This is a genomic window from Phytohabitans houttuyneae, assembly GCF_011764425.1.
Lineage (GTDB): Bacteria > Actinomycetota > Actinomycetes > Mycobacteriales > Micromonosporaceae > Phytohabitans > Phytohabitans houttuyneae.
In genome coordinates this window covers 666,359-685,707 of sequence record NZ_BLPF01000001.1, presented here as the reverse complement: position 1 = coordinate 685,707, position 19,349 = coordinate 666,359, and the positions used below count along the sequence as shown (strand labels likewise).

Here is a 19,349-nt window from a genome sequence, read left to right as displayed (position 1 = left end):
GTGCTCCTCAATCGTCGGTTCGGCGTCAAGGCTGGCTTGACGGTGTTCTTGCGAACGCGGTTCGGTCCTAGGCGGCTGCTGGGGCCGGGGTTTGTTCGTGTTCGCGGGCGAGTGCGGCGGAGGTGTTGGCGAGCATGGCGTCGGCGGTGGTGTGCCATCCGGCGCCGACGAATTGGAGGAAGTTGACCACCAGCGTCGTGTCCTGGGCCGTTGTCTCGGCTTGGGTTTCGGGTCCGGTGGTTTGGGTGCGGCGGTAGATGAGGCGTTGTTGGCGCAGGATGGTGAAGGTGATCGAGTAGCGGCGGGATTTGGTGAGGAAGTGGCCGCCGAAGCCGAGCATGTGTGCCCAGCGGCGTAGTCGTCGCCAGTCGCGTGTGGCGCCGAGTTGCCAGCAGGCTTCCACGAGTCGTTCGGTGTGGCTGCCGTCCCCGTCCGCGTACAGGTTGACCGTCTCGTCAGTCAGGCGTGCCGAGGTATGCCCAGTCGCCTCGGTGGACTTGGTGGCGTACTTGGCCACGTACGCGGCGACCTGCGCGTCGGTGATCTGCCCGTGCCCGCTCACCGTGATGACCTTGGTCAGCACCTGATCACCCCAGCCGATAAGCCAACCGTCCGGGCGGGTCGGGTGCGGGTCGGTGGTGAACGCGACGGTGCGGGCGGCGTGGTCGATGGCCGCTTTGAGGTCGTCGGCGTCCAGGCCGGCAGGTGGCGGCAGGATGCGGGTGGGGTCAGTGGGGTCGCGGCCGTCGATGCGGACGATGGCGTGGAAGTGCACGACGCCGCGTCGCTGCATTTCGGAGGCTTTGCCGAAGGAGAGCCGGAACGGCGGCAGCCGACGCACCCGCACCTTCCCACCGCTGACGTGGTAGTCCAGCACGTCCGGGATACCCGGGCACGGGTGAGCCGGTGTAGGTGCCGGTTGACCGCGATCGTGGTGCGCCGCCACAGCTCGCCGGCTTGCATGTTCCACACGGCCTGGGCGGGGTAGTCGTAGCAGTCCGGGCACAGCGCGGTTCCGAGCTGCCGGTCGCCGTCTTCGTGGCGGGCGTAGCAGGCCAGCCGGGCGCCATGCGCGCAGACTGTGAGGTCGCGGCGGGCGTGGCAGGGTTCGGCCCGGCAGTCACACCGGCGCCGACTCTGGCACGTGTGCCGCTTGACGTGGCGGGTGTGCACGAGGCCGAACGAGGGAGCGGTCAGGGTCGGGAAGACGGCCGGATGGCTGGCCACGTGTTCGGGGACGCCTTTGCCGCCGACGAGGCCGGCGCGGACGAGTTGGTAGGCGTCGCGTTGGTAGCGCTTGGAGCAGGTGGGGCAGACGGTGGCGCGGCGGTTGCCGCACGGCTTGTAGATCACCCCATCCGGCATGCCGGCCGTATCGACCGAGGCGAGGACGCGGCCGGTGTCGGCCTCCACGGTGAGGCTGGCGCCGGCGAGCCGGATCGGCCGGACGCATCCGGCGGCCCCGCGCACGTGGGTGAGCCAGTCTTGGTAGTCCGGTCGGGTGGTGCGGGCCAGGGTCTGTAGGTGTTGGTCGGGTGAGCGGAACCACCAGGCCGGGACGCTGCTGTCAACTGCGCCTGGTGGGTGAGCTGGCCGAGTCGGCTGCGTCGAGGGTTCGGCGAGGAGGGTCATGCGGCCCACCCCGCCTGGGACGGGCCGAACAGGGCGGGGCGGGCGGTCGCGTGGTCGATGGCGGCTGTCACGTAGGTGCGCCAGGGCAGGGCGTAGCGCAGGCAGTTGGCGCAGTTTTTGTGGGAGCAGCCGGGTAGCGGTGGGCGGTTGCGTGCCTCGCGGCTCCAGGCCATCGAGTCGGCGGATGCGAGTAGGTCGGCGTATTTGGCCAGGCCGAGGGTTTTGACGCCGAAGCCGTGCAGCCGGGTTACGCCGGCCCGGTGTAGGGCGGTCAGGATTTCCTTGACTTGGTTGGTGGATTGGCGGCGGCAGATGGAGCCGACACCGACCAGACCAGCGCCGGTGAGGTCCACGCCGTAGGTGGCGTACCGGTCGACGCAGCGTAGGTAGTCGCCGACCGTCCAGCCCTGCACCACCGGGATGATGGGCAGCTCTGGCGCGAGCTCGCGTAGCCGCAGGTAGTTGACGACGGTGTAGTCCTGGTGGGCGGCGATGGTGAGGCCGGTCTTGGCCAGGATCTGTGGCTCGCACATCCAGTCCTGCGGAGCAGCCCAGGCCAGCCGGCCGACCTGGTCCCGGTAGCGGCGGATCTGCGCGACGTAGGTGGCGGGGGTAGGGCCGTGATCCCAGGTACCGTGCCGCCGCAGTTCGGTGAAGCCGCCAGAGTCCAACGCCCACACCGTGTTCGCGCGGGCAGGGTGCGGTAGCGGCGTAGCCGCCGGTCGGAGATGAACAGCGGCACGGCGACGGTGGGCAGGTTGAGCCAGTGGGGTAGGTGGGTGCCGAGGTAGAAGAGGGTGGGTGGCTCGGCGCATGGGGCCGTACCCCAAGCGGGTGCTTGGGGTACGGCGGTCAGCGTCGAGACAGTCACCGGGCCGTCCGCTTGGGGCGGTTGCCGTTGACGGTCGGAGTCGGTTTGGTTGGGGAGTTTTCGGCGAGGTCGAGGACGGCCAGGGCTTGCGCCGCTTCGTCGGAGGTCACCTTGAGGCGCACGGCCAGTTGGCCAGCGGTGATCGGGGTTCCGTGTTCGGTGCGGTACTGCCGGGCTACGCGGTCGGCTTTGGCGAGCACGTCGGCGGGGACCACGGGCAGCGTGAGTTGTGCACGGTCCGACTCGGTGACAGGGGTGTCGGTGGTGGACGGTGCCAACTTCGCTGTCGTGGCCGCCGTCTTGTACGGCCGAGGCTGGGGCGCAGGGGTAGTCCGTGCCGGCACGGGTGCCGGATCGGTCGGGCGTTCTGGCTGGTGCGTTTTGGTGATCCGGGCAGCGACGGTTGCCGGGGTCGGCACCTGCTCGCCGGAAACTCTGATGACGACTGGGACCAGGTTCGGGTCCGCAGCCTTGCCAGGTCGGCCACTGTCCGGGGTGGACGGTGGCAGCACCGTGCCGGCGGATGCCGGTACAGGTGCGGTGTCGATGGTGGACGGTTGGGTGTCGTGCGTCGTCGTTGACGACGGTGGGGTTACGGTGCCGGCGGTGGTGTTGCTGTGCCGGCGGATCAGGGCGCGCATGTGGACTGCGAGGGCGGCGACCAGCGGCGGTAGCACACCGACGATCCCGGCCAGGACCACGCGCCACGCTTCGGTTGTGGTGGATGCGGTGTGCAGCAGGTGGTAGGCGCCTTGGGCGAGCACGCCGATCCCGGCTGCACCGTAGGTGTTCTTTTTGGCGAAGGCGGCCACCGGTGCCGGGACGGGTGACATCCACAGCACCAGCGCGACGACCACGTAGCCGTCGACCGCGACCGGCATCAGCCACGCCAGGTGCAGCGTGACATCGAAGACGGACAGGGTGCCGGTGAAGCCGGCCAGCACGGCCAGGGCTACCCAGGTGGTGGCGGACAGGCCGAACGAGGCCGCCAGGACCGCCCACGAGGCGACCGAGGCCAGCCGCGGTTCACCCGTGGCGGGCTTGGACATGACCGCTCCTTTCCGGGTGGTGTTTGGCGTCGTACTCGTGCTGTGCGCAGGCGGCGCACTGCCTCGGTTCCAGCAGGATCCGAAGACCGCCGGTCATGAGCCCGTCAACGACCAGGCCGCAGATGTGTGGATACGGTTCGTCAGTACGGACCTCGCGGCCCAGCACGTAGGACGCGCCGATCCACGACCGGTTCATGCGTCCTCCCGGCCGTCCATGTGGTCGGCCAGCCAGCCGATCTTGTCGAGTAGGGCTTCCAGGAGCAGTTGCCGGTCGGCGTTCTCGTCGTCGAGCCGGTGTTGGTAGTGGCGATGCAGGTCGATGAGCTTGGCGCGGGTGTAGGTGACTGCCCGCTGGTGGTTGGTTTGGGATGCCGGGTACACCCGTGCGTCGGCTTGCATGGCCTCATCGAGGGTGTAGAACCAGCAGTTGCAGCCGTCGAACATGCACCGGTACGCCAAAGCCGAGCTTCGGTAGTACCGCAGGTGGTTGGCGTGTCGGTGTGACGGCGGCGGATCGGGGACCAGGGCGCCGGACGTGACGATCTGCGCGTTGTCCGGGCGTGCCAGGTTCGGCGGGATCTCGCCCTGGTGCCACAGGTTGTGAGTGATGATCTCGGTGCCGTCCGCGCGGCGGATGATGAAGCCGACCCCGTATGAGCCGTAGCCCTTCGGGAACCGTGCCCACGCCTCGCCGGGCGGTTCGTCACCGATCCGGTAGTGGTTACCGTTGATGATCAGCCCGCCGGGAGTCGTGAACTGCTGCGCCCAGTGCTGGCAGGTCAGGCAGGAGCCGTCAGCGTTCCGGGTCGGCGACACCGACCCGCACGCCGGGCAGCCACTGTCCTGGTTAGCAACCGGGTTGGGGGTGGATCGGGTTTCGGCATTCATGACACCGTCTCCTTCGCGGGCTGGCCGAACAGGTCCGGGATCGCGCGCGGAGCGGACGGTGGCGTGACCGGTGTCTGCCGTGCCGCTGCGCGTTTACGCGTCTTGTTGCGGCCGTGCAGGTCATCGGTTTGATCACGGGTGAGTTGGTTGACCGCCCGCTGGTCCTCGTTGCGGCGCCGGTACAGCAGCGGCCGGACCGTGGCCAGGGTGGGGCAGTCGATGGTTTTGTCGGTGTAGCGAAAGCCGCACCCGGGACAGACCGAGGCGGCCGGAACCCCTGGCCAGTGGTCTTGAAAGACGTTGACGAGGGTGGGGACGGTGACGGTCATGCCGGCCTCGACGAGCCGGCGGTCCAGGCCGCCACCGGTGGAAGGTTTGTCGCCGTAGCGCATCTGCGCGGCCTGCCGGGACGTGCCCAGCCGGTCAGCGATCTCCTGCCACGAATACTTGTACGGGCCGTTCTTCAACTCCGCGACCGCGAGCCGGACGACCGCGTCCACATCGGACGACAGCCGGGCCAGGGACGCCAGGGCCTCGATGTCACCGGCACTGACCCGACGCCCGTACGCCTTCAAGATCCGGCGTACGAACCCGTCGAACTTGGCGTTCTCCACCGGCTGCGCCGGCCGCTTACGCCGGACAGGTTTGCGGGCGGTCATGCGAGCACCCCCACACCGGCCCACACCGCGACAGCGGCCAGGACCACGGCCAGCAGACGGACCAGGGCCCGTTGCCAGCCGGCGGCCAGGTTCCACCAGCCCCACGTCATGAGGTAGGGCGGGTAGCCGACCCGGCGGGTACCGGCCCGCCAGAACGTGCCGTTGGAGTGCCGGCGGCCGTCCAGCGGGCGGCCGGTCAGGAACCGGACCACCAGCCGAACCACCCGCAGCCACATGCGGTTACGGGTACGGCGGTTGCGGCGACGACGCGTCAAGCCAGGCTTGACGGTGTTCTTGCTCATCCGGCCACCCCCACCATCGGGGTAGCGACCGCGTACTCGTCGCCCCAGCGGGCCGTGTACTCAAACTGCCGACCGCTGGCCAGGTCGACCAAGGTCATGGCGATCCGGACACACGGCATCGTCAGATCCCACTCGACAACCCGGAACGTGCCGCCGTCACCGACGATCACGTCCCCGACACCGAGCAGCCGCGCCGGCTTCCAATCCAGGCCAGCACTCATCGGGCACCGCCCATCCCCGCCAGGAACGGCAGAGGTGGGAGTGGTCGGTGGCGCAGTGCTGGCAGGAGTGCGGGTGGGTGTGACCCTCCTGGTCACAGGATGGCGGGTCATCGTCCTCGCCACACTCGCACCAGCACGTGCGGTGCTTGCGGAACCACTCATCAGCAGCACCGTTCAGCGCGGCGATGACCTGACCGGCGTTGCGGTCGTAGGCGTCGTTCCAGTCCACGACGATCTGCTCCGGCCAGGACATCTCCGCCGTCGCCGCTTCGTCGTGCCAGGCCGTTGCCCGCCCGAGCGGTACGGCTGCCGGGTCCGGCTCGCCGTAACAGGTGAACAGATGCTCCGCCCACGCCATGACCGCAGCGGCGAACGCCTCCACCGTCTGCGGCGACCAGGTGTCGGCGCCGATCTCGGCCGTACCGACCAGGGCCATCCGGATCGCGCCGAGCCCACACGCGGGCGGGAACGCCACCTCCGGGTCAGCCTGGTCGAACATGTCGCCCTGGTGCCAGCCGTGCCGGATCAGGTACAGGCCGGCACCCCGCAGGGTGTCAGCCGGGCTGATCACCGGGTCGGTGACCAGATTTTGGGTAGGCTGCATCACGCCGCCTCCTCTCCTTGGAACGGGACTTGGGGTTGGTGTTTGGGTCGGTAGCGCCGGAAGCTTTCTCAGGGCTTGGATCCGGTGTTGCCGGCCCATCCAGACGGGATGGTGTTACGCGGCCAGCGCGTAGTCCGATCGGCGATGGCCCGTAATGGTGGGCCGAGCCTGCCGGCGCAGCGCCGCAGTGCGGCGGTGCCGACCGTGGTAGCGGTATCGGGCGGGCAGCATGGATTTATGCCACCTCCCGGGTCAGGGCCTCCAGCTCGGCGCGGGTCGCGTCGGCCACAGGCGGTTCGGCTACTGGTAGCGGTCCTCGGGCCAGGAGGCAGATCCGCCAGCCGGCGAAGATGCCGTAGCCGCAGGACTTGACCGCGTCGTCGTCACGCCAGTTGGTCAGGTCCACCCCGTAGGCGTGGGCCCAGTCCGATCCGGCGGCGAGGGTGTCGAACACCAGCCGTACGTGGCCGGGCTCGAACGTGACCCGCTCGGGCATTGGCAGGTCGGTCAACGCGACCGCTGCGTAGAACTCCCGCCGTCCACTGCTCTGATCGGTCGTCATCTACGTGTCCTTCCGTTCAGTGCCAGTGCTGGACGATGGTGATGCAGCGGTGCCCGCCGACCGCCAGCCCCGCCACCGCGAGGAGCACGGCCGGGACGGCGAGCAGCAGACCGATACCGGCCGAGGCGATCGCCCATACGAGCGCGCCGAGCGTGGCGAGCACGCCCAGGCCGGCGGTGGCGCCGAAGCCGAGCCAGAAGCGGCGGACCTTGCGGTCCCGCTCGGCGAGCTCGGCCCGCCGCAGCAGCCAGCGGCTGTACAGGATCTGGTCCTGCTCCCGCTTGGCGGCTAGCTCCCGCTGCGACAACGGCGCCAGGCCGGCGAACGGGTTTGCGGGGTCGGCGTAGTGCACGACCCGTGGCGCCGGCTGGGCCGGCAGATACGGCTTGGCCATGGAATTGGCCCTCCTTCAGATAGAGATTCCGATCTCCCCTGCCCCTGGTTGGGGGTGGAGTTTTAGGCGGCTGCCTGCAACCGCCGCCGCTTGGCGGCGACGGTGTCACGCAGGGTGGCCGCGTAGCCGGCGATTGCGGCGCAGGTGCCGTCATCGAGGTAGGCGACCTTCACCAACTGCGGTGACCCGCCCTCCGCGATCAGCAGCCCCGCACCCGGGTTCGTCGGCGAAATGGTGTTGGCTGTCCAGCCCTGCTGGGCCCAGCCGTGGCCGAGCACGATGTCCGACGACGAATCGGTCGTGCACCGGCCCGCGAACCGCCACGCGAACAAATCCCGCAGACTCGTCGGGATGATGTCCGACGATGGGCGTTGGGTCGCGGCGACGACGATGATGCCGACCGCCCGGCCCCGGGCGACAAGATCCCGCAGCAGCGAGGCGAACTCTTCCCGCTCTGGTTTCTTGCCAGCCGTGGCCGAGAAGTAGGCGATCTCATCAATCGCCATCAGATACGCACTCATCGACTTGTCGTCCGCGACGACCTTGCGACGTTCGCAGTCCAACAGGTACGCGTACCGGCGGTCCATCATCACCGCCAGCCGCCGCAACAGCCCGAGCGCGCCGTCGAGGCTGGGGCCGACGAAGGCGTCCGCGCAGTGCCGCCACTGGCCCAGCTCGACCTGCTTACCGTCCAGCAGACACAACCGGCAGTCCAACGACAACGCGGCATGCGCCACCACCGCGTTCAGCAGCGCCGACTTACCGGCCCCGGGTTCGCCGCCGATGAGCATGTTCCGGTAGATCATCGGCACCTGGACCGGGTGGCCGAACTCATCGATCCCGATATGCACCGGGTCGAAAATCGACAACACCGGACCCAACGGCACCGACTCGTCATCCGGGGTGGTGGCGACCAGGACAGGCGACATCGGTCAGGCCGCCCGCTGCTCACCAGTCGCCGGCCCGGCCGGGATCGACCAGTCATCCGGCGCCTGATCAGGCGTGAAGCCGTCACCGCCCCGGGTGCGGGACATCTTGGTCACCTTCGCCTGCGCGAACCGCAGCGACGGACCAACCTCGTCCACATCCAGGCCGTACGCGGACCGTTTCTCACCCTCGGTGGTCTCCCACCGCGACAGCTTGAGCCGGCCCGAGACCACCACGCGGGTGCCCTTGGTCAGGGACTCGGCGATGTTCTCGGCCATGTCCCGCCACGCCGTGCAGGTTAGAAACAACGGGTCCCCGTCGCTCCACTGCCCCGACTGACGGTCGAACGTGCGCGGCGTGGAAGCGATGGTGAACTTCACCAACGCCACCCCCTGCGGGGTGAACCGCAACTCCGGGTCAGACACCAGGTTGCCGACCACGGTCAGGCTCGTTTCTCCTGCCATTACTGGCACTCCTTCACTACAGGACTTTGTCCACAACGGACACTGACACCGGGCGATACAGCAGGGATGGTCACCGTCGACCACCCCGCGGCTGCTCGACCGGAACCTCGGGAACGTCGGCCAGATCCAGGCCGACCGGCGCAACAGCCGGCGACACTGGCACAGCCGCCTCGGACTTGCGTAGGTGCGCGACCAGAGCAGCAAGCGGCGACACATAGGTTGCGGTCAGGGGGTCGCGGCGGGTCAGGTCGATCCGCATCAACGCGGCGAACCGCGTCGAGGCCCGCACGATTCGTGCCTCACCGGCCCAGCAGGTGACCGCCACCTTGCCGGTCTTGCCCTCCAGATCGGACAGGTCCAGGCCCGGCCGAAGCCACACCCAAACCCGCTCACCGGCCGGGGTCGGCCGCGCCAACAGGATCAGCGGCAGCACCCCGCCCCGGTTCCGGGACGCCGTGCGGACCACATCGGCGAAACACACCCGTAGCCGATGCCGGACCACCACACACCACGACCACGCCGCCAACCGCCGCCGCACCGGGCGGACCAGGACACACGTCCCGACCACCACCAGCAGCACCGACAGCGCCACGAGCGGATGCGTCGCGGCCGACAGCCACGTCGGCACCAGGACCACGAACGCCACCACGGCGGCCTCCAACGACCACCACCACAACGCCCGCAGAACCGGCCACGCCAACACCAGCAACGCCGCACACAACCCACACACCAGGCCAGTCATGACGCCGAGCGCCACCGCCAACACCGGATGCGTGAACACCGCCGACACCGCCGCAGTCAACCCACCCACACCGGCCGCCACCACGAAGAACGCAACCCGCGCCTTCCGGGCGTACGACGCCGACACCGGCGGATCAACCACCGTGATCACCCCAGGACGGGGACCGAACAGCTTGCCTCCGAACACAGCACCACCTCCAGAGATCGCGCGGCGGTTTTCGCCGTGACTCAAGAAAACGGCGCCGATGCCGGGAAGTGTCAGATGGTGGAAGTTAACTCGGCTTAACGCACGCGAGTTAACTGGTGTGTGGCTGGCGTCGATGCGTCAGAATGGTTGAACCAGTGACGAGGGAGATCCACAGCCATGGGGTTCAGCGCCACGACGCAGGCGGCTACGCCGTTGCAAGCTGCCCGGCTAGAAATGGGTTGGAAGCAGGCACAGACAATTCATGCGCTCCGACAAGCGGCGAGCGACGAAGAGTTGTCGATCGCTACTGTTCGTAGCCTCAAGACAATGTTGTCGCGGTGGGAGAACGGCCACGACTGTCCAGACGCGGTGAGCCAGCGACTGCTCTGCCGCATCTACGGCAAATCGTCTGATGACCTGGGCTTCAGCCATCGAGGACAGCTCTTACCGAAGCTTCCACGAGTCGCGCCAGCGGTCGGTCCCGAGCTGGTCCAGTACTTCCGCAACATATTCGCTGAGCACCTGTTGGCCGACAACCTCATGGGGCCGCATCACCTCGTAGATGTCGTTCGCGCCCAGGCTGTGTTACTTGACGAGATGCTGCCAAATGCAAGCGGAAAGGAGCGCCGTGCGCTGCTGGCTCTGGCATTCCAGTACAGCGAGTTCACTGGTTGGCTCTACCAGGATGCGGGCGACGCCGAAAAAGCGATGCATTTTACCGATCGAGCGATGGACTACGCACTAGAGATCGGCACAACGACGGAGACCGCGTACGTGTTGATGCGCAAGGCAGATATCGCGGCAGACCGGGGGAAGCCGGATCGAGCCATCGGCCTCTCGGAGGCGTCCCTACGCGACTGGTCGCGGGTCTCGCCTCGTGTGCGGGCCTTGGCGTTGCGGGTTCGCGGGCGTGCCTACGCCTCACTGGGCCAGGCTGGCGATTGTGCTCGGGCGTTAGAGGCTGCGCAGGAAGAGGTCGCGCGGCCGATGGACGGCCCGGACGATCTGACCGCCTACTGCTCTCCGTCGTACATCGGGATGGAGGCGGCGAATTGCTGGAACACCCTCGGTCGCTATGACACCGCCATAGCGACCTACGAGCGAAGCCTGGCCAACTGGCCTGGTGCTCTGCGCCGCGACCAGGGCCTCTGCCTCACACGTCTGACCAGCGCGTACGCCGGACGCGAGGACATCGAGAGCGCGTGCAGCACAGGGCGCCAAGCGGTCGAGGTCGTCCGCTCAGCAACCTCCGGTCGGGCACTGGCCGAGCTGCAGCGTGTCCGTGTCCGACTGGCGCCATGGCGACGCCGTGGGGAAGTATCGGACTTGAGCGACCGGATCAGGGACTTGGTCCAGCCGGCCGCGTGATACGCGAGGAGGCGACCGGCGTGATCGACCTCATCACCACGGCCACATCTAAGGACGAGTCTGAGCGGCAAGCAGCGGTCGCACTGTTGCCGGTAGGCAGCTTCGAGCAACACGGCGACTACCTCCCGCTAGCAACCGACACGATCGTAGCGAGCGTCATCGCCCGCGAAATCGCGCGCGCGTATCCGGTGATGCTCCTGCCCCCTATCACGATCTCCTGCTCGCACGAGCACGCTGGCTGGCGGGGCACTGTCAGCATCAGCGCCCGCACCCTGTACCAGGTCGTGACCGACATCGCAGCCTCGCTGGCCGAGGCAGGCGTACACCGACTTGTGGTCGTCAACGGGCACGGCGGCAACTACGTACTGGCCAACATCGTCCAGGAGGCATCAGTCCGGGGACCTGCGATGGCGCTCTTCCCGCAGAGCAGTGATTGGAACCGCGCTCGGGCGGATGCTGGCATGGAAACTAACGCACACGAGGACATGCACGCGGGCGAGATGGAGACGTCCCTCCTCCTCGCCACCTGTCCTGATGTAGTCCGCAGCGGCAACGAGACGGCCGACTGGTCCGCAGACGACAGGCCCCACCTACTGACACTGGGCATGGCCGCCTACACCAAGTCTGGGGTCATCGGCCGCCCGTCATTAGGCACCAAGGCCAAGGGACATACCGCGCTAGAAAGTTTGGTCCGATCATTTGGTGCGTTGATCGCCCTCTTCGATGAGGAGCGCTGACCCGCCCGATCGATGTCGACAGCAGGTGACCTCTTCGGTGTGAAGTAATGATCACGGCGTCGCGACATCGCACAATTGACGGCTCGACCTGGGAACATCGTTCGTCATCGTTCACCAGCGTCCGTATGTGTGCGTCTCGGTTGTCACTCAGTTAGGCACTCGCGGTCTCCCGAGCGCGCCGGCAACCGCGGCTTCGTCCAGGCCGACGAGCTCGCCGAGGCAGACGAGGGCTACCGCCTCCGGAGGGCAGGATGCTCAACACGGAGCCTTAGCCCGCTGACCTGCGCGAACGCTGCCGGCTGAATGGATGATCTAGGCAGTCTTCGGCACGTATTCGGCACAGGATGGGAGACCCGTGGGCAGGTGGGCTCGTAACTTCTGAGTTGTGGTTCTTTGTCGCTACGCTTGCGTCTTGGAGGGGCTGAACGGGAGGCGTCGTTGGACTCCAAGAGGAGAGTGGTCATACGCGGCGCGCAGGGCGTTGTGATCGGCGAGGGCAACAGGCAGGTCAACTACCACCGCGCCCTCCCGACTGACGTCGGGAGGGTCATGCAGGGCGTTGTGATCGGCGACGACAACACGCAGGCCAACCACTTCGACCTGCTATCGGCTGGCGTTGAGAACGCGTCGCTGAGCGAGATCAAGCAAGCAATGGCTCACTTGAGCAGTGAGGTTGAGCGATGGAGGCATGTGGCCCAGGCCGCACATGACCGTGCCGAAAAGGAGGCCAAACGAGGTCGATCTGCTGGTCGCCAGCAGTTCATGCTAGGTCTCGCGCTTAGCGTGCCAATTGGCCTTATCGGTAGCCTCCTCGCCTGGCTGCTGGGCATCAGCTAGGAGCAGGGCTAGGTTGACGGCGGCCGGAAACGCTACTAGAGATTCTTGAATATTTGCGCAAGACGAATGGCCGTGACAGCATAATCGTATGCAGCCAAAGGTGACAGGTTCTTGCGCCTATTGTGAGCGACTTCGTTCCTCAACGCTCTCAGCTCTTGAACGACCGGTTCGATCTCTCGAATCTTGTCTGGTTTCGCGGAGGCGAGGTACTCCAACAGCTTAGAGGTCATTAGGCGTCGCCGACTCGTGGGGGATTGGTCCGTACCGCGGCCTAGGAGGCCGAGGCGGTCCGCAGCTCCCTCTATCGCATCCTCTAGATATATCCAGCTCTCAATTACGGCCGAACGAGGCATCTGCTCTGCCTGTATGGCGAGGTTTTCGACGTCGTAGTCCTCTATGCCCGAGAGGTCGTAGCCTGCATATTCGAATCGATCGGAATCCGTAGGCCCCTGTGTCGTGTCAGATGTACTGATTGTTCGCGCTTCCTCGCGGACTTCGAGGACTCGGGCGTCGAAATCGGCTTCTATTCCCACAGGCCCTCGAAAAGCAGTCATGTCCTTTACGCGATTGGCGAACTGTTCTAGGAGATTCCGGATGGCAGCTCGGAACAGAAACAAGAGAACGATAATCGCGAGCGGCCACGAGAGTGCATCTACAAGCTTGGAAATAAACTCAAGTGCTCCCAACGTATCCGCCCTTGTAAGTCGAAATGACGTGACCTCATACGCTATACCATCCCGTCTGCCGTCGACCCACCTGCAAGGGAGCGGACCAGGGCCAGGGTGCCAAGGTGGAGCGCCCTACTGGACGAACGACCTTGGCACCCTGGCCCTGGTCTGCTCGGCTCTGCCTGGGTCGTCGGCAGACGGGATGGATCTTCCACCATCCTGGATTCGGAGGCCCCCGCCGGAGGCTTCTTGTGGTGAGCCCGGCCGTAGGCCGGTCCTCCTTGTTCTTCTGCCCCATGTGCCTGCCTGTTCTCAAGGCGGCCCTGGGGCTTCCTTGCTATGTGGGTCGTCGCGCCGCCGGCGGGGCTAACACCGCCGGGGTGCCGCCCCCGGCCAGCGATAGCTAGGGGGCGGCGGGGTCCCCGAGCGGCGACCCTTTGTGGTCGGCCCCTGGTCGGCGGCGCGAGCGGCCCGCGGCTGCGGCCGCCTTGAGGAGGTACAGAAAGCCTTCACGAACGCATACCGGTTAAGCAACGCGCAGGCAGCACGGGCGTCAGCGTGATTTGCGGTCGCCGCGGGCGATCCGAGCCGTTGGGCCAACGACCTCGCCGGCCGTGAAGCCGCCGCGGGGATAGCCTCCGACCCGGATCCAGCGGTGCTCACCGATGCTGGGATGCCACTGACGTTTCCAATGTCCACTCACCCAATGCCCCCGCGTCGGGCGGCCGGCACGCGCATCCCGGGCCGCGGCCAGCTCGTCCGCCGCGTGTTCTGGGCGGCGCAGATAGACACGGCGAATCCTGGGCTCGGTAATCCCTGCCCGGGCGGCCTCCTTCCGCGCGGCCTTCGACCCCACGGCGGCGTTCTCATCCGTCAACGGAGAGCGAATCAACCCCGTGAGCGCCTGGAGCAGCCGAACCGTCTGTTCCCCCTCGTTACGGCGCCCCATCTGCCGGACGCCCAGCGACGATGGGCTCAAACCCGGAGCGACAACTGTCCGGCGTGGCTGGTCACCCCACCCGATCCGGTCCAACCCTCGATGACGGTGCCAGGTCAACAGAACGACGGAGCTGCCGTCTATACCGGTAGACCAGGTGATCGCGCTGATCTGCTCCTTGTGATCACCAGGCACCTCGGAATGGATGACGCGCGGCAGCGGCTTCGCCAAGATGACAATCCCGTCCGGGTCCGGCAGATGGTGCGGTTCCAGGACCTCATCCGGGTAAGTGTCAGCCGCAGCTGCCCACATGTCGACCATCGGCGGATCACACCAAATCATCGTCGCGGCCGCGACGACGCTCGCGAAGTCCGTCGCCTCCCTACGGGCGCGTTCCCAGGTCGCCGGCTCGATCTCCGGCCAACCGGCGTGCATGAACTCACCGATCGCGTAGGCGCACTTCGCCCCGTCACCGGTGGCAAGCCACCGAGCCAACGCCGCCTGCATCCGCAACGCGTCATCGACCGTCCACGCGCTCACACACACCGCCCCTCGCGCCACCCATCACGGCCACGCCCACGCCGCAATGATGACCGGCTATCTACTCGCCGAACAAACCCTCAGCTGTGGCTGTCCGAAAGCGCCGTTCAAGGTGCGGCCCAAATGTATGCGGCCCTAATGCGGCCCAAAGGCGGTGAGAACTTTCTCTACGTTTTCAAGGCGGGCCGCAAACCCGGCGGCCCGCACGCCTCACCCGACTCTGCCGGCCGTTCGCGCCTCTGGTCGCAAGCTCCCGCGGCGCGAGCCGGCAGCGGAACAGGCGGCCAACGCCGGACACGCCGAAACCCTCGGCCATCCCCGCGTAGGGACAACTGAGGGCTTGAGGGTCCAAGGACCGCAGAGAACGCTGACCGCGCCGGCAGGTCAGTGCGGACTCCTGAGCGAATCCGCCTCCCTCTCCCGGCCGGATTGTCCAGGCAGCCCGGCCGTCGTCAAGGGCGCTTCGCGTCGGCAAGCCGATGGCCTTCGGCCACCCTTGACGCCACCCGTGCCGCCCTTGGACCTGTCACCGGTGAGCAGAAGCCGGAGGACCAGACACGGCGATAGGCCATCTGCGGTGCGAGAGCCCGCCGACCTTGATCGTCTGGCTCCTAAGTGGAATTCATCCGACAGCGTGACACCGGCACACACGGGATGGTGGTACTGATCGGTGTCGAAGTCGCCCCGATTGGAGTGGATCATAGTGGATGTGGACCTTGCCACGCAGGTCGTGCCGTACATCGCGGCAGCAGCCGGCGCGTACGGCACGGCGGTGATCGAGCGGGTCCGAGACTCCGCCGCTGATGCCACGGTCGAAGCGACGGCGGGGTGGGGACGGCGACTGTTAGGCCGGATCCTGCGGCGGCAGGAGTCAGCCGCCGAGGTCGAGGCGGCGGTGCGGGACTTGGCGCAGGATCCCGACGACGCCGACCGGGTAGCGGCAGTACGGCTACAGGTCCGCAAAGCCCTAGCAGATGACCCGGAGCTGGCCGCCGAGGTGGCCGCCATGCTCCAGGCTGCCGGGACCTCCGTGACCGCCTCCGGACCGCGGTCGGTCGCGGTGCAGGAAAACTCGGGGATCATCCAGACCGGTGACAGCAGTAGCGCTTGGCAGCAGCGCCGGCCGTGACCGTAGCTGACCCGAATCCAGCCCGCGACAGGCCCGCTGGCCGAGTCGAAGCGACAGGTGGCCGGGCTGCAGCTGCTGGTCACAACGCGGGCGTCATGCAGACGGGCAACAACGCCCGAGCCCAGGTGCTCAGCGGTGGGGTGTCGCTGGGTACCCCGGGTGAGATACCTGCGCCGCCGGCCGGGCTGGTCGGGTTGCCGAAGCCAGCCCGGCGCGTATTCGTCGGCCGCGCCGATCCGTTGGACGAGCTGGACGAGTTGGTTCGTGCCGGGGCCGGGGTGGTCGCGCAGGCTGTGCACGGCTTGGGTGGGGTGGGTAAGACTGAGCTGGCGTTGCAGTACGCCCACCGCCATTACGACCGGTATCGGGTGGTGTGGTGGGTAGCGGCGGAGACACCCGAGACGGTCGAGGCCGGGCTGGCGCAGTTGGCTTTCCGTCTGCATCCGGGGGTGCAGGTGATCGCCACGCAGACGGAGGCGGCGACGTGGGCGGTGGGCTGGCTGCAAAGCCACGACGGGTGGCTGCTGGTGCTGGACAACGTCGAGCATCGGCGGCAGGTCGAGCCGCTGCTCGGGCAGCTGTCCCGTGGTCATGTGCTGATCACCACCCGCCGTGATGTCGGCTGGGAAGACATCACCGATGGCTGCCTGCGCCTGGACGTGCTGCCCCCAAGGCCGCGGTCACCTTGTTGACCCGTGGCACCGGCCAAACCGCCCCCGAAACGGCAGGGGTGCTGGCCGGTGAACTGGGCTGCCTGCCGCTGGCGTTGACGCAGGCCGTCGCCTACATGCGGCACACCCGCACCAGCATGAACGACTACCTGCAACAGCTGCGCGAAGATCCCGCCCAGATCCTGGACACAGTTACACCCGCCGACGATGCCCAACGGGCAGTCGCTCGCACCTGGTCCGTGACCATGACAGACATCGCCCGCGATGACCCACTCGCGATTCGTGTGCTGCGGATCCTGTCGTGTCTGGCGCCTGAGGACGTGCCTCGGGACGTTCTTGGCCCGCTCGCCGACTCGGGCGATGTTGGCGCGGCGGTGGGCTTGCTCGCGTCGCATAGCATGATCACCCTTACGGATACGGCCGTCGCCGTACACCGGCTGGTCCAAGCCGTGACACTCAGCCAGCTTCAACAGCAGCCAGAGATGCGGGACGACACCTTTCGCACCGCGATAGACCTGCTGAACCAGGCACGACCGGACGGGGCACCGGACGACGTGGTGGGTTGGCCCCGGTACGCGGTGTTGAGCCCGCACGTCGCCGTGCTGGCGGCGCTGTGTCCAGATGACACCGGCGGCGAAGCCTTCGCGTCCGTGCTCGGAGGAATCGGCTTCTACGAATGGACCCAGGGCCGCTACCGGCAAGCCCTCGACTACGAAAGTCGGGCGCTGGCGATCACCGAGGCCGCCCTCGGCCCCGACCACCCCACCACAGCGATCAGGCTGGGCAACCTCGCGGTCAGCCTGCGCGCCCTGGGCCGGGCCGGCGAGGCCGAACCTATGTACCGCCGCGCCCTGGCGATCACCGAGGCCGCCCTCGGACCCGACCACCCCGACACCGCGCTCAGGCTGGACAACCTCGCGGTCAGCCTGCGCGCCCTGGGCCGGGCCGGCGAGGCCGAACCCCTGCACCGCCGCGCCCTGGCCATCACCGAGGCCGCCCTCGGACCCGACCACCCCGACACCGCGCTCAGGCTCAACAACCTCGCGGTCAGCCTGGGCGACCTGGGCCGGGCCGGCGAGGCCGAACCTATGTACCGCCGCGCCCTGGCGATCACCGAGGCCGCCCTCGGACCCGACCACCCCACCACCGCGCTCAGGCTGGACAACCTCGCGGTCAGCCTGCGCGACCTGGGCCGGGCCGGCGAGGCCGAACCCTCGAACCGTCGCGCCCTGGCGATCACCGAGGCCGCCCTCGGACCCGACCACCCCGACACCGCGCTCAGGCTGGACAACCTCGCGGTCAGCCTGCGCGCCCTGGGCCGGGCCGGCGAGGCCGAACCCTTGAACCGCCGCGCCCTGGCCATCACCGAGGCCGCCCTCGGACCCGACCACCCCGACACCGCGATCAGGCTCAACAACCTCGCGGTCAGCCTGGGCGACCTGGGCCGGGCCGGCGAGGCCGAACCCCTGCACCGCCGCGCCCTGGCCATCACCGAGGCCGCCCTCGGACCCGACCACCCCACCACCGCGACCAGGCTGGACAACCTCGCGGTCAGCCTGCGCGCCCTGGGCCGGGCCGACGAGGCCGAACCCCTGCACCGCCGCGCCCTGGCCATCACCGAGACCGCCCTCGGACCCGACCACCCCACCACCGCGACCAGGCTGGACAACCTCGCGGTCAGCCTGCGCGACCTGGGCCGGGCCGACGAGGCCGAACCCCTGCACCGCCGCGCCCTGGCCATCACCGAGACCGCCCTCGGACCCGACCACCCCACCACCGCGACCAGGCTGAACAACCTCGCCACCAGCCTGCGCGCCCTGGGCCGGGCCGACGAGGCCGAACCCCTGCACCGCCGCGCCCTGGCCATCCGGGCTAAGAGCATGTGAGCTGAACCCACCCACGGGAATGACGCCGCGATGTCTCGGGAGAAGCTGGGGAGATGATCTAGCAACGCCGCCCGCGAATGACCCCCTCATAGCAACTGGTACCAACGCTCTCACCAGCAGGCAAAGCCAGCAACCCAGGGCACCCATCGCAGTTGACCTTGTTCGGGACGAAGAGGCCGCCGGTTCGATTCCCGCCGGGCCGGCCGGCGCAATGGGGACCAGTTGGGGACCACACGAACCGCGCGCACGCCCACCTTCGGCGTTCTCGCGTACGTCGCCCACACCGACGAGACGTGTCTGACGTGCGCAAAAGCCTGACTCGATGTCCTGGGGGTCAAGGGGTCGTCGGTTCAAATCCGGCCGTCCCGACAGCGGAAGGGTTCTCGCAGGTCAGAGACTTGCGAGGGCCCTCTTTTCATAGCTCGGCATGGATGCCTGGTCTAGCACGCCGCTGTTGGACCACAAAACTCGGGCAGGTTGCCATGGCACTACTGGATCTTCAAAGCTCACCGGAGGGCTGTCCCGGACCTGGGCCGGGTTCCTACGGGATTGGGACCGCTCGCTGCGTTCGGAACTATCCGGAGACGACCCGGTACAACTACCTGCTCGCCGGCGCGCAAGCCGACGGCGGCGCCGACGATCCGTGCGCGGTTGCGAGGGCGCATGTGGAGGCGTTCCAGGCGTGGATGATGAGACCCGGTCGGCGTCGACGGCGCTGAACAAGTACAAGTGCCTGCAGCAGTTCTTCCGCTGGTCGCGGGACGACGAGCAGGTCGTCGACCGGAACCCGGTGGAGCGGGTGCGGCCGCCGAAGACGCCGCGGTAACGGGTTCGTCAGCCTGCGCGACGAGGCGCTGGTCCGGCTGTACGCCAACACCGGCGCCCGGCTGTCGGAGGTGGGCATGCTGCTGGTCGCCGATGTGGACATGAATACCGAGTCGGTGCACTTCCGCGACAAGGGTGCCAAGGAGCGGCCCGGGCGGTCAGTAGGTACCTGCGCGCGCGGGGCAACCACCGGGCGCCGGGTTGCCGAATCTGTGGCTGGCCGACCGGGGCGCGGCACCCTCAACTCCAG

General features: G+C 67.7%; 21 protein-coding genes and 1 pseudogene. 7 read left to right on the top strand and 15 right to left on the bottom strand.

What is annotated here, in order from left to right; all coding sequences use genetic code 11:
- Positions 1–67: 67 nt before the first annotated feature.
- From Phou_RS03125 to Phou_RS03065, 13 genes and pseudogenes are all read right to left on the bottom strand, one after another.
- A pseudogene (locus Phou_RS03125) lies at positions 68–1,632 on the bottom strand (replication initiator).
- A complete protein-coding gene (locus tag Phou_RS03120; RefSeq protein WP_246273168.1) occupies positions 1,629–2,303 on the bottom strand; it encodes a deazapurine DNA modification protein DpdA family protein in 675 nt (224 codons plus the stop codon). The pseudogene Phou_RS03125 and the gene Phou_RS03120 overlap by 4 nt, the downstream one beginning before the upstream one ends.
- A gap of 196 nt (positions 2,304–2,499) precedes the next feature.
- Positions 2,500–3,552, bottom strand: coding sequence for a hypothetical protein (locus Phou_RS03115; protein WP_173053373.1), 1,053 nt, complete (start codon positions 3,550–3,552; stop codon positions 2,500–2,502).
- Positions 3,553–3,744: 192 nt separating this feature from the next.
- The gene (locus Phou_RS03110) at positions 3,745–4,440 is read right to left on the bottom strand and encodes a hypothetical protein (RefSeq protein ID WP_173053371.1); all 696 of its coding nucleotides are present in this window, start codon (positions 4,438–4,440) and stop codon (positions 3,745–3,747) included.
- Positions 4,437–5,099, bottom strand: coding sequence for a hypothetical protein (locus Phou_RS52125; protein ID WP_246273167.1), 663 nt, complete (start codon positions 5,097–5,099; stop codon positions 4,437–4,439). The genes Phou_RS03110 and Phou_RS52125 overlap by 4 nt, the downstream gene beginning before the upstream one ends.
- Positions 5,096–5,401 (bottom strand): hypothetical protein, encoded by a 306-nt coding sequence (locus Phou_RS03100; protein WP_173053369.1) that lies wholly within the window; start codon positions 5,399–5,401, stop codon positions 5,096–5,098. The genes Phou_RS52125 and Phou_RS03100 overlap by 4 nt, the downstream gene beginning before the upstream one ends.
- Positions 5,398–5,571, bottom strand: coding sequence for a hypothetical protein (locus Phou_RS03095; RefSeq protein ID WP_173053367.1), 174 nt, complete (start codon positions 5,569–5,571; stop codon positions 5,398–5,400). Before Phou_RS03095 ends, Phou_RS03100 begins: the two co-directional genes overlap by 4 nt.
- Entirely contained in the window at positions 5,558–6,226 is a 669-nt protein-coding gene (locus Phou_RS03090; protein WP_443094374.1) for a DUF6197 family protein, read from the bottom strand. Before Phou_RS03090 ends, Phou_RS03095 begins: the two co-directional genes overlap by 14 nt.
- Positions 6,227–6,461: 235 nt before the next feature.
- Positions 6,462–6,788, bottom strand: coding sequence for a hypothetical protein (locus Phou_RS03085; protein WP_173053363.1), 327 nt, complete (start codon positions 6,786–6,788; stop codon positions 6,462–6,464).
- Between the two features lie 16 nt (positions 6,789–6,804).
- Positions 6,805–7,182, bottom strand: coding sequence for a hypothetical protein (locus tag Phou_RS03080; protein WP_173053361.1), 378 nt, complete (start codon positions 7,180–7,182; stop codon positions 6,805–6,807).
- A 62-nt stretch (positions 7,183–7,244) separates the two neighbouring features.
- Positions 7,245–8,111 carry an FtsK/SpoIIIE domain-containing protein gene (locus Phou_RS03075; protein ID WP_173053359.1) on the bottom strand — a complete coding sequence of 289 codons (867 nt, stop codon included), beginning with the start codon at positions 8,109–8,111 and terminating at the stop codon, positions 7,245–7,247.
- A gap of 3 nt (positions 8,112–8,114) precedes the next feature.
- Positions 8,115–8,573 (bottom strand): single-stranded DNA-binding protein, encoded by a 459-nt coding sequence (locus Phou_RS03070; RefSeq protein ID WP_173053357.1) that lies wholly within the window; start codon positions 8,571–8,573, stop codon positions 8,115–8,117.
- A gap of 70 nt (positions 8,574–8,643) precedes the next feature.
- The gene (locus tag Phou_RS03065; RefSeq protein WP_246273164.1) at positions 8,644–9,330 is read right to left on the bottom strand and encodes a hypothetical protein; all 687 of its coding nucleotides are present in this window, start codon (positions 9,328–9,330) and stop codon (positions 8,644–8,646) included.
- 348 nt (positions 9,331–9,678) lie between these two features.
- Here Phou_RS03065 and Phou_RS03060 point away from each other — a divergent pair, with 348 nt between their 5' ends.
- The 3 genes from Phou_RS03060 to Phou_RS03050 all read left to right on the top strand — a co-directional run bounded on the left by Phou_RS03060 (position 9,679) and on the right by Phou_RS03050 (position 12,443).
- Positions 9,679–10,869 (top strand): NsdA family TPR-like regulatory protein, encoded by a 1,191-nt coding sequence (locus Phou_RS03060; RefSeq protein ID WP_173053353.1) that lies wholly within the window; start codon positions 9,679–9,681, stop codon positions 10,867–10,869.
- A 23-nt stretch (positions 10,870–10,892) separates the two neighbouring features.
- The gene (locus tag Phou_RS03055; RefSeq protein WP_173058074.1) at positions 10,893–11,606 is read left to right on the top strand and encodes a creatininase family protein; all 714 of its coding nucleotides are present in this window, start codon (positions 10,893–10,895) and stop codon (positions 11,604–11,606) included.
- Between the two features lie 438 nt (positions 11,607–12,044).
- Positions 12,045–12,443, top strand: a complete 399-nt coding sequence (locus Phou_RS03050; RefSeq protein WP_173053351.1) for a hypothetical protein — start codon at positions 12,045–12,047, stop codon at positions 12,441–12,443.
- Positions 12,444–12,478: 35 nt separating this feature from the next.
- On the opposite strand, the gene Phou_RS03045 is transcribed toward Phou_RS03050, so the two are convergent.
- Both Phou_RS03045 and Phou_RS03040 read right to left on the bottom strand, forming a co-directional pair.
- Positions 12,479–13,129: a hypothetical protein gene (locus Phou_RS03045; protein WP_173053349.1), complete on the bottom strand. Its 651-nt coding sequence runs from the start codon at positions 13,127–13,129 to the stop codon at positions 12,479–12,481.
- Positions 13,130–13,664: 535 nt separating this feature from the next.
- Positions 13,665–14,588 carry a hypothetical protein gene (locus Phou_RS03040; protein ID WP_173053347.1) on the bottom strand — a complete coding sequence of 308 codons (924 nt, stop codon included), beginning with the start codon at positions 14,586–14,588 and terminating at the stop codon, positions 13,665–13,667.
- A 709-nt stretch (positions 14,589–15,297) separates the two neighbouring features.
- Here Phou_RS03040 and Phou_RS03035 point away from each other — a divergent pair.
- The 4 genes from Phou_RS03035 to Phou_RS50580 all read left to right on the top strand — a co-directional run bounded on the left by Phou_RS03035 (position 15,298) and on the right by Phou_RS50580 (position 19,100).
- On the top strand, positions 15,298–15,717 hold the full coding sequence (locus Phou_RS03035; protein WP_246273160.1) for a hypothetical protein: 420 nt from the start codon (positions 15,298–15,300) through the stop codon (positions 15,715–15,717).
- Positions 15,718–15,812: 95 nt separating this feature from the next.
- The gene (locus Phou_RS03030; RefSeq protein WP_173053345.1) at positions 15,813–16,409 is read left to right on the top strand and encodes an NB-ARC domain-containing protein; all 597 of its coding nucleotides are present in this window, start codon (positions 15,813–15,815) and stop codon (positions 16,407–16,409) included.
- Positions 16,410–16,870: 461 nt separating this feature from the next.
- A complete protein-coding gene (locus tag Phou_RS03025; protein WP_173053343.1) occupies positions 16,871–18,274 on the top strand; it encodes a tetratricopeptide repeat protein in 1,404 nt (467 codons plus the stop codon).
- Between the two features lie 682 nt (positions 18,275–18,956).
- Positions 18,957–19,100 (top strand): hypothetical protein, encoded by a 144-nt coding sequence (locus Phou_RS50580; RefSeq protein WP_178134954.1) that lies wholly within the window; start codon positions 18,957–18,959, stop codon positions 19,098–19,100.
- Positions 19,101–19,349 lie beyond the last annotated feature (249 nt).

What these genes read in the sequence shown, in the direction of transcription:
- Phou_RS03115 (WP_173053373.1), bottom strand. Translation starts at nt 3,552, where the DNA reads ATGTCCAAGCCCGCCACGGGTGAACCGCGGCTGGCCTCGGTCGCCTCG.
- Phou_RS03100 (WP_173053369.1), bottom strand. Translation starts at nt 5,401, where the DNA reads ATGAGCAAGAACACCGTCAAGCCTGGCTTGACGCGTCGTCGCCGCAAC.
- Phou_RS03085 (WP_173053363.1), bottom strand. Translation starts at nt 6,788, where the DNA reads ATGACGACCGATCAGAGCAGTGGACGGCGGGAGTTCTACGCAGCGGTC.
- Phou_RS03030 (WP_173053345.1), top strand. Translation starts at nt 15,813, where the DNA reads ATGCAGACGGGCAACAACGCCCGAGCCCAGGTGCTCAGCGGTGGGGTG.
- Phou_RS03075 (WP_173053359.1), bottom strand. Translation starts at nt 8,111, where the DNA reads ATGTCGCCTGTCCTGGTCGCCACCACCCCGGATGACGAGTCGGTGCCG.
- Phou_RS03080 (WP_173053361.1), bottom strand. Translation starts at nt 7,182, where the DNA reads ATGGCCAAGCCGTATCTGCCGGCCCAGCCGGCGCCACGGGTCGTGCAC.
- Phou_RS52125 (WP_246273167.1), bottom strand. Translation starts at nt 5,099, where the DNA reads ATGACCGCCCGCAAACCTGTCCGGCGTAAGCGGCCGGCGCAGCCGGTG.
- Phou_RS03025 (WP_173053343.1), top strand. Translation starts at nt 16,871, where the DNA reads ATGCGGGACGACACCTTTCGCACCGCGATAGACCTGCTGAACCAGGCA.
- Phou_RS03110 (WP_173053371.1), bottom strand. Translation starts at nt 4,440, where the DNA reads ATGAATGCCGAAACCCGATCCACCCCCAACCCGGTTGCTAACCAGGAC.
- Phou_RS03070 (WP_173053357.1), bottom strand. Translation starts at nt 8,573, where the DNA reads ATGGCAGGAGAAACGAGCCTGACCGTGGTCGGCAACCTGGTGTCTGAC.
- Phou_RS03060 (WP_173053353.1), top strand. Translation starts at nt 9,679, where the DNA reads ATGGGGTTCAGCGCCACGACGCAGGCGGCTACGCCGTTGCAAGCTGCC.
- Phou_RS03090 (WP_443094374.1), bottom strand. Translation starts at nt 6,226, where the DNA reads ATGCAGCCTACCCAAAATCTGGTCACCGACCCGGTGATCAGCCCGGCT.